This is a genomic window from Dehalococcoidales bacterium, from assembly GCA_035529395.1.
Taxonomy (GTDB): Bacteria; Chloroflexota; Dehalococcoidia; order Dehalococcoidales; family Fen-1064; genus DUES01.
In genome coordinates this window covers 1-8,492 of record DATKWT010000148.1, presented here as the reverse complement: position 1 = coordinate 8,492, position 8,492 = coordinate 1, and the positions used below count along the sequence as shown (strand labels likewise).

The 8,492-nt window shown below is 56.4% G+C and carries 9 protein-coding genes; 1 reads left to right on the top strand and 8 read right to left on the bottom strand.

Annotation, left to right across the window (positions count from 1 at the left end; translation table 11 throughout):
• Nucleotides 1–542, top strand: a 542-nt coding sequence (locus tag VMW13_09530) for an acyl-CoA dehydrogenase family protein (protein ID HUV45056.1), incomplete at its 5' end; no start/stop codon positions are given.
• Nucleotides 543–574: 32 nt separating this feature from the next.
• Here VMW13_09530 and VMW13_09525 read toward each other — a convergent pair.
• The 8 genes from VMW13_09525 to VMW13_09490 all read right to left on the bottom strand — a co-directional run bounded on the left by VMW13_09525 (nt 575) and on the right by VMW13_09490 (nt 8,140).
• Nucleotides 575–1,123 carry a nitroreductase family protein gene (locus VMW13_09525; protein HUV45055.1) on the bottom strand — a complete coding sequence of 183 codons (549 nt, stop codon included), beginning with the start codon at nt 1,121–1,123 and terminating at the stop codon, nt 575–577.
• Nucleotides 1,124–1,225: 102 nt separating this feature from the next.
• Nucleotides 1,226–1,996 (bottom strand): HAD hydrolase family protein, encoded by a 771-nt coding sequence (locus VMW13_09520; GenBank protein ID HUV45054.1) that lies wholly within the window; start codon nt 1,994–1,996, stop codon nt 1,226–1,228.
• 45 nt (nt 1,997–2,041) lie between these two features.
• A complete protein-coding gene (locus tag VMW13_09515; GenBank protein ID HUV45053.1) occupies nt 2,042–2,740 on the bottom strand; it encodes a DUF169 domain-containing protein in 699 nt (232 codons plus the stop codon).
• A gap of 107 nt (nt 2,741–2,847) precedes the next feature.
• Entirely contained in the window at nt 2,848–3,564 is a 717-nt protein-coding gene (locus tag VMW13_09510) for a hypothetical protein (GenBank protein ID HUV45052.1), read from the bottom strand.
• 59 nt (nt 3,565–3,623) lie between these two features.
• Nucleotides 3,624–4,406, bottom strand: coding sequence for a hypothetical protein (locus VMW13_09505; GenBank protein HUV45051.1), 783 nt, complete (start codon nt 4,404–4,406; stop codon nt 3,624–3,626).
• The gene (locus tag VMW13_09500; GenBank protein ID HUV45050.1) at nt 4,406–5,458 is read right to left on the bottom strand and encodes a nitroreductase family protein; all 1,053 of its coding nucleotides are present in this window, start codon (nt 5,456–5,458) and stop codon (nt 4,406–4,408) included. The genes VMW13_09505 and VMW13_09500 overlap by 1 nt, the downstream gene beginning before the upstream one ends.
• A gap of 206 nt (nt 5,459–5,664) precedes the next feature.
• Nucleotides 5,665–6,786 carry a site-2 protease family protein gene (locus tag VMW13_09495; protein ID HUV45049.1) on the bottom strand — a complete coding sequence of 374 codons (1,122 nt, stop codon included), beginning with the start codon at nt 6,784–6,786 and terminating at the stop codon, nt 5,665–5,667.
• Between the two features lie 181 nt (nt 6,787–6,967).
• Nucleotides 6,968–8,140 (bottom strand): cell division protein FtsZ, encoded by a 1,173-nt coding sequence (locus tag VMW13_09490; protein HUV45048.1) that lies wholly within the window; start codon nt 8,138–8,140, stop codon nt 6,968–6,970.
• Between the last annotated feature and the right edge of the window lie 352 nt (nt 8,141–8,492).

Genomic DNA, 8,492 nt, shown 5'->3' with positions numbered 1-8,492 from the left:
TCCCCGGGTATCTGGCTGGCCGGGCATTCGAGGTGAAACTGGATTCGGTAAGGGTACCGGTATCGGACCGACTGGGCGAGGGTAATGATGCCTGGCCGGCGCTGGAACGCGCCATTGCCCGGTCGATACCTGTCCTTTGCGCATACAAGGTGGGCGGCTGTCAGACGGTCTCCGAAATGACGCTGGAATACAGTCGCTCCAGGGTGCAGTTTGGCCAGGCCATCGGAAGATTTCAGCGGGTGCAGGATATGATTATCGAGATGGTCAACTATCGCGATGCTGCCCGCTGGACTACCTACGAGTGTCTATGGAAGCTGGATACGGGGAGACAGGCCGCGGAAAGCGTACACATGGCCAAGGCGGTTACCAGTGAAGCCTACTGGGAAATCTGTACCCTTGCCCATCGGGTCTTCAGCGGCGTGAGCTACTCGAAGGACCACTCGGCGAGTTTCCACACACGGGCGTCGCGCGCCCTGTACCACTACCTGGGCGACCCGGCGCACCATCGGCGCGAGCTGGCACGTCTGATAACCGGCCTCTAGCCGTTATGGTGCCGTCGGTACTACTGACGGCGTTAGTTAATGATAAGCTCGTCCAGCGAGCGCTTGGGGACGTGACGGACACCTTCATCGTCCCAGGTTCCCTGTGTATCGCCGTCCGCACCCAGGGAGTCGATGATGGGCTTTTCTTTGGGCCAGCCGAGGATAAGCAGGAGGAGGATTTCGTAGCGTCCGGGGATATCCAGGAGCTTGCGGAGTCCTTTTCGGTCCACTATGCCGACCATACAGCCACCGAGACCTTCCTCTGTTGCACCGAGCATTATGCTCTGAGCGGCTATTCCGTGGTCACAGCCATAGGACTTGCTTATCTCGGTGTCACCGAGGATAACGATGTAGGCCGTGGGAGCTTCATCCTGGGTGGGGTTCCCTGCCAGGCCTATGAGTGGGAATACGCGGGCATTGGTATCCTCATCGCAGACGATGGCGAATTTCAGTGCCTGGCGGTTGCCCCCTGAGGCCGACAGTCTGGCCAGGTCGATTAGCTCCCGCAGCGTTTCCCTCTCTACCGGTTTCTGGTGGAACCGCCGTCGACTTCTGTTCTCTAGTATCAGCTCTTTGAGCATTCGGGTCTCCTTGATTGCATGTATTTGGCCTGCCGCCATGCTTATCTGAACGTATTATCGGGTATGTACGCTGTCGAACGCCGGTGGGATAGAGATGACATCCTAACTGCGGCCACTGTTGGCACGGATTTCAGCGATATACCGTGCTATCTGGACAAAGCCCTCACCATAAGGAATACCGGCAATGTATGCAGCCGCCTTCTGCACATCATCGGTGAGCTCAGGAGCCAGCCTGGGGTTCGGTATCAGGACACTGTGCGGGAATAGCTCGAATAGTGACAGGTCAGTAGCGGAGTCCCCGAACACCATGACCTCTTCCGGCGATACGCCATCATGCCCCACGCTGCCGAGTAGTTCAAGCAGCGTATTTCCCTTGCTGATGCCGGCGGGCATCAGGTGCATTATGTAGCCGGAATCAAGAATCTGAACTTCTTCCAGGTGCTGAATCAGTGTCTCCCTGGGTATGTTGCCCGTATGGATAACCACGTCCACCAGGCGTTCGGCATTATCCTCTCTTCCCCTGATTGAGCCGGGGTAGAGCAACATGAGTTTTTTCAGGGCTTCCATCGAGGGTTTTCGGGAATAGCCCAGCTCCATTAGTTCACCGCCAACCTTGAGCCTGGCCATAGCCCCGTTTTCCGCGATTATCGGTCCGCTGATATTGAGACGATAGCCCAGCGATTCCAGGCCGGGTAGCGTCCTACCGGAGACAAGGCCAACGATAATGCCCGACTCTTCCAGGCGGAGGACTGCCTCGAAGACCGCCGGACTAATGGTATCATCTGCGGACGTCAGGGTGCCGTCCACATCGGTCATCAGGAGTTTCGTCTGGCATGCCAGTGCCGGCGTGATGTGCTGGTAGGATAGAGACATTCTTATTCTATACTATCGTTGTCGGGTCGCGGGTGTCAATGCGGACTACGCGTCCCCCGGAATCTGGAGGAAGGGCGGTAGTTCCGGAGCATGTCTCATATCGGTCAGCACCGGGTATCTGAATCCGGTCTTATGGGTTTCCCCGAGACCATTTATGATAGCCTCTACTTTGCTCCCGGGGATGGTGAATATCAGCTCGTTATCTTGTGTCCCCCCAAAGACCCGGTCCCCACCGCTGGGCAGGATGAACTGACACTGGCCGCTCTTGATTGTACGGGCTATTACATCACCGCAGTCCCCGGTACCGGTGGCAACGGACGAAACACTCTCACCGGCACTCATGGTCGCCGACTGTGCCAGTCTCATTGCCTGAGCAGAGTCTATGTACAGCATAATGAGGTTCGGCTCGAAGTCGGCTATCTCGATTGGTGCTATCAGCAGGTGGCTGTATTTCCCGGTTTCCAGTCGCTTGTCCGCTTCTTCATTAGCCCTTTCCGCAAGGAACCCCATAGCCGAAGCCCCGCCGACACAGCACTGGTCTTCCTTACCAACAGCCAGCACCCAGCGGAAACGGCGGGCGATTCCATAGCCCTGGCAGAGGGTAATCCGGTAACCCATGTCGCGCACCGGCATTCTGACCCTCTCCGGGAGTTCGCTCTCGGACTGGCACAACTTGAGAGCCAGGGGAAAGGTCTGGGGCTTGATGTAAGCGTTCAGAGTTTCATTAACCTGCTTGAGGTCCATTGGTCCCTCCTTCGATTTGAGATTTCCCGTATCAGACTACTGTGGCTGAGTTAAAGGTATTCTTATCCATCCTGCTGCCGCCGGGTCGCGGGTGTCAACACGACCAGCTACGGGATGGGAGGATTGTCTTTGAGGAAGTCGACGTCCGGCTTGTACCTCACGAAGACACTGACCATATCGACGAATGGTTCCGACGCGTCCCACGGCGGCGGTGTGTATTTAGGAGGTGATTCTATGTTTGCCCTGTGCCAGGAGTCGAAGTCCTCGTACCAGAGCTCGGACACGCGGAGCCAGGGAGTACGAATCGGCGGGTTGTCCACGACGCGGTGGCTGACGTACTTCAGAAGGCCTGGCTGCTGCTTGACTTCCCGGGAGTGCATCTCTAGGTACCACTTCTCCCCATCGTCAATGGAGACACCATCCGGATACTTGAAGACGCAGTACCAGCGCAGTATTGTCTTCTCTTCGGGAGTGGGCTCTTTACCGAGAAAGTCTTCGGTAGGTATGGCAGGGACTATGGTTATCGCCGGGGGGCTGGGACGGATTCCGGTCCGGGATATGGTGAGGGGAGTATATGGTCGATTGTTGGGGTCCGCCTCGACGAAGTCCTCGATGCTGTCGTACCAGAGCTCGGTGAGGTAACCGTTCCGGGCACCGAAACGCTCTGCATCCGCCGGTGGCGCGCAGGCCCGGAATGTCTCGTAGCGTCGCAGCCACGGCCCGAAATAACGCACGACTTCCTTACTATGGAAGCGGAAGTACCACCTTTCAGCCTCTGTTCGATTGATGTCCCCGAGAAATCCGGCGAAGATATGTTTTATCATACTGCTCTTATGCCTCCTGTATCATTACTGCTTTCGCCTGTCGAAGGTCGGTACAGGTGCTACTCAAGCAGGTCATCAACGTCTTCGAGCCTGATAAAGATGTTCATCCAATCGCCGAGGACACGGCCAAATGGTGACTGGGTGAACCTGACTCGTGTCCTGTCATCCACCAGTGTGGTAAGAAATGCCTCGAAGCTGCAGAAACCGAGCTCTGTGTTGCGGAACCATCTGTTCAGACGCAGGGTGGAAACGGCGTCTTCCGGTACGGGGATGCTCTTCCAGGTCTTGTAGTGTTTCACCCCCGAAAGTTGTTTTCCTTCGCGGGTGTGGTGACCCAGGTACCAGTCCTCGCCATCGGCGATGGATAATCCCGGTCGATAGGAGAAATAGTAGCTATCGACCAAGAGGTCGCCGGTATCTTCAATCTGTGGTCTGCCACTGGGCCACAGCAGCGGTAGAGTCATGTACTTGTACTGTTCCTGCGGAGCGTCCCGCAGGAGGTCGTACTGCGGTTCTTCCTCCAGAAGCAGGCACTCGAACTCGCGGAATCCGGGTGTACCCTCTTCAGACGGAGCCCACATCGTGGGGTCCGTGGCCAGGGCTTGCTGGCAGGTACTGAGGTCATCGAAGCACAGCTCACTGCGGCGTACGAACTGGTCGAAGGAGGCCGGCACGCCAGTAGCCGGATAGGGAATCGGGGTGTCCAGCCCGCGCCAGGACCGATAGTGCACTACGTGGGGTAGTTTCCTGACCCTGGGAACGTGCTCACTCAGGTACCACGCTTCGCTATCCTCCAGTGAGATACCCTCTGAGTAGTTGAAGAGATGCACAAAGCGTATCATCAGCGGGTCTCGGCGCCGGCGAGCGTGATAACACGAGGCTCCTCCTCTATGTCCGGGTCGTCCTGCCCTTCGCGGAACCAGGTGATCGGGCGGTACTCCCTGGCCACCGTACCCTCCTGTTTGAACTTCGGGTAGCCGACAACCACGGAAGAGGTGATGTAGAAGGGGTCCTCGAGTCCCAGCTTCGCCATAATGGACGGCACCCCGTTGCAGGCCCCGACAAACCCCACCCAGGTGGCCTTCAGTCCCAGCGAATTGGCCACGAGGATCATGTTCTGCCCGCAAATACCCACCTGCATCTGGGGGCCACCGATAGCCCGACGGTCGGCGGCAATCAGGATTGTCACCGGGGCGCCCAGCAGGACAGGGTTAATACCCTTGTAAACGCAGGTACCGATGCCACCAAGGATGATGCGCGGGTCCCAGGTCCCTGGCGTAGGGTTAGCCTTGTAGCCGGCGGCCAGCATCTTGACCTTCTCGTCATCGGCATACATCTCATACGTTGCACTTAGAATCTTTGCTGCAGCTTCATTAAGTTCATCGAGCAGGGCTTTATTGGATATAATGATGAACTTCCACGGCTGCGAGTTACCGCCACTAGGGGCGTGCCTGCCGGCTTCCACTATGCGCCGGATAAGAGGTTCAGGCACAGGTTTGTCCGAGAAGTTACGCACGCTGCGCCGGGTGAAGACGACACGCTCGACCTCGTTCCACTCATCGGGGTTCCCGTCGGCGTCGAACGGGGGTAGTGGCGGCACAGCGGGCATAGGATTAGGGAGTGTGCGGAAGAGCCCGGAATCAACATGGTAGGGCTCAACGATGGAGATGGCATCCACCGGACAGGCCACCATGCAGTTGTAGCAGCCGAAGCAGGCTGCGCCTTCCTTCATGTAAGGGACTTTGTTTTCGTCCATCTCCCAAGACCGGAAGAGGCAGTTCTGAATGCACAGACCGCAGCCGGTGCACTTCTCCGGGTCGGCCTTGAGGCGTCCCATGTGGACGTCCTGCGGACGGAATACCTGTTTCAGTTCGTCGTCAAGGTCCATTGTCATGGTCTTGCTCCTTTTCTATTAGAGTAGCTGGTGCTAAGTATACACCAATAAATCGACGGTTGAAAACCAACTGTACTGGTTCACTCCCTGCAGCTAGGGAAATCTTTCTTCCTGGACGTCGCCGAGTCGGCGGCACTGGAGACGTGGGATGCCGTGATGCAGACCGTGTACCACAACCCTTCTATGCAGACCACTTCCGGGTAGCACTACACGCCCAGTTCTCCGCGGATGTTGATGAAGGCAAGCAGATTGTCCCGTCCGATGACACCGAGGATTATGCCCTTTTCCACCACGAGCACCTGATTGATGTCCGCTTCGGTGATGGTCTTCATCACTATTGACAGGTCTTCATTGGGTGAAACGGACTCTAACTTGTCCAGCGGTGTCATTACCTGTCTTAGCGTTCTGGCAGGCCACAGGGGGCGCGGGACTGACCTGATGTTGTGCAGGGTCACCAGGCCCAGGACACGCCCGTCAACTGCCACCGGGAAACATCGGCGTCCGGAGACCAGAATCTGTTCGTTTACCAGTCTTTCGATAGTCAGTTCGGGGTCCATGAGAGGACAGTCCCTGGTCATGACCTCGCTGACGGTGTGGCCCTGAAGCGTGTCTTGAAACGAGACCTGACGGTAGCTGCCGACGGCGGCATTTTCCAGAAACCAGCCGATAAGCACCAGCCAGAGCCCGTTCAGCCAGAGACCCTGGAAGATGAAGAATATCCCGCCGAAGATAAACAGGTAGCCCACCACACGGCCGATATTGGTGGCGGTCTTAGTGGCCCGTCGCAGGTTATTACTACGCCACCACAGTATCGACCTGAGAACACGTCCGCCGTCCAGGGGGAAGCCCGGGATAAGGTTGAATACGGCGAGAGATATGTTTATCAGACCCAACCAGTACGATATGGCTCGTATGAACTCGGAGTGTCCCTCGGCCAGTAAGTAAACTGCCCCGAAGATGATGCCAATAGCCACACTTGCCAGGGGGCCGGCCAGGGCTATACGCAGTTCATCCCTGGGCCGATGTGGTTCCTCGCTCATCTGGGCGACCCCGCCGAAGATGAAAAGAGTGATTGAGTTGACCTTAATACCAACTGACTGGGCAACTATGCTGTGCATGAGCTCGTGCGCCAGCACCGAACCGAAGAAGAGAAGGCTGGTCACGATACCGGCGACCAGCGACATGGACAGGCTCCAATCAGGGTAACTCATCGGGAAGTATTCAGCCGTTAGTGACCATGTCACCAGTGCGAAGACAACAAACCAGGTATAGTTCAGCCTCAGGGATATGCCGAACAGGCGGCCGATGGGTATTCCACCCCTTAACATCTCATTGTCTCCTTTTGTATAGCGGGGAATAACGTGCCAGTGTGTCCTGACCCCGGGTGATTGATCTCCGGTAGAGGATTCCATCGGGATGGTTCATATCCGGAGGTATGATGCGGTTACTGGTAACCGGTCGCAGGTCGGGCAGACTTCCCGTACAGTGAGTAGTATCACCCAGTATACATCACAGTAGTGTCGGGAGGTCGTCAGCGGCTTTTTCCGTGTCGCTCCGCTGCGGCTGTACTTCCTCGTTCTCCTGTACCTTCTCGAAAAAGGTGGCAGCCTTCACGTAGTAGTTTTTTACGTTGTTAACTTCCGACAGCGCAGAGAGAACGATAACCACGTCCATGACGCTCCGCTCATAAGGATAATCTCCAGCCCTGATTATGGCATTAGGAGCCAGGTCCCTGAGGTATTCGCTGAGGTCACTGGTCAGGTAGGAGTTAATCTCCGAAGAGGGTGCTGAGATAAGATAGAGCGCCTTTGCCGCGTCTTTGGTGTAACAATGGACGGACAACTCGCTGACGGCTTCTTCCATCACCTGAATACCACGGTTGGTGCCGGCACCCCTCTTTCTGTAGTTGCGTGACTTCAGGAACGGTATTCGAATCATCGGCAGCATCGTCTTGCCGTATCCTATTGCCGTCCAGCCCTCGAAGGTTTCGACGATATCCGCAGCTTCAAGCACCTTCGTCCCGATACGCTTCGTTCTTTTCTCTTCACCTGCGCAGAGCAGGTTGTAGAATGGCTCAACGATATGCGCGTTTATCTGGGCTGTGTTGTGTCTCAGTGGCGAGTCCTTCCTGTGAAATCTCTGGTTCTCAACCAGTATCACGGCGTCAGCAGCCGTGTAGGTGGACTTGAGACAGAGTGCGGTATTATGCACCGTTCTTGCTTCGGCCTGCTCTTCATACTCAAAGGGGAGGACGGCCATGCAGTAAACGGGCTTGCTCCAGTAGCGTTCCTTGAGGTGCTGTGCCATTATTGGCATAGCACCCGAACCGGTACCACCACCGGTTGCGGCCACCATGAGTATCGCATCGGCGTCCCCGAAGCGCTTGGAAGAACTCAGGGCATTGACGATTTTATCGCTGTCGTCTCTGGCAATCTGGGCGCCCAACTCGCTGAGTTTGGCGGCACTGTGACCCTGTGTCGTGGTACCGCCCATCAGAATGCGGTGATTGTAGTCGGACTTGATATTACGCAGCCCGGCCAGGTCTGTTTCGCCGCTGTTCACTGCGAAGGCATCAGGGATGATATCCACGCCGCGCTGGTGGCGCGCTCGCTTGTTCAGTCGAGCGAATGCATCGGCAATCTGACCGCCGCACCTTCCAAACCCTATTACTGTTAGCTTCACCTTCTACCTCCTCCGGGTATTCCAGGTCGAAGCAGTTACCGGTATCACCTGGTTCCTGCGTGATACCATTATATTTCACAGGCTGAATTGGAGTCTAGCCCTATGATGACGCTTTGTCAATATAGATGCTGGCGACGCCGGATTCTAGCAGGCTGATGAAACAGGGGAGTCCAGAGGGCGTGCCCCTTCTGGCAGGGGTGTCTGGACGTCATTCTTACAGAATGACGTTAGCAGAATCTGAAACCAGATTCTGCCGGTGTCCCCCAGATACAATCTCTTCCCCCTTCCTGGCCAGGAAGGGGGTCAGGGGGAAGGTCGAAAGGGTTTTTCATTACCCTGTTAGGGCCCGGCG

What these genes read in the sequence shown, in the direction of transcription:
- VMW13_09525 (HUV45055.1), bottom strand. Translation starts at nt 1,123, where the DNA reads ATGCTCAAAGAGCTGATACTAGAGAACAGAAGTCGACGGCGGTTCCAC.
- VMW13_09520 (HUV45054.1), bottom strand. Translation starts at nt 1,996, where the DNA reads ATGTCTCTATCCTACCAGCACATCACGCCGGCACTGGCATGCCAGACG.
- VMW13_09515 (HUV45053.1), bottom strand. Translation starts at nt 2,740, where the DNA reads ATGGACCTCAAGCAGGTTAATGAAACTCTGAACGCTTACATCAAGCCC.
- VMW13_09510 (HUV45052.1), bottom strand. Translation starts at nt 3,564, where the DNA reads ATGATAAAACATATCTTCGCCGGATTTCTCGGGGACATCAATCGAACA.
- VMW13_09505 (HUV45051.1), bottom strand. Translation starts at nt 4,406, where the DNA reads ATGATACGCTTTGTGCATCTCTTCAACTACTCAGAGGGTATCTCACTG.
- VMW13_09500 (HUV45050.1), bottom strand. Translation starts at nt 5,458, where the DNA reads ATGACAATGGACCTTGACGACGAACTGAAACAGGTATTCCGTCCGCAG.
- VMW13_09495 (HUV45049.1), bottom strand. Translation starts at nt 6,786, where the DNA reads ATGTTAAGGGGTGGAATACCCATCGGCCGCCTGTTCGGCATATCCCTG.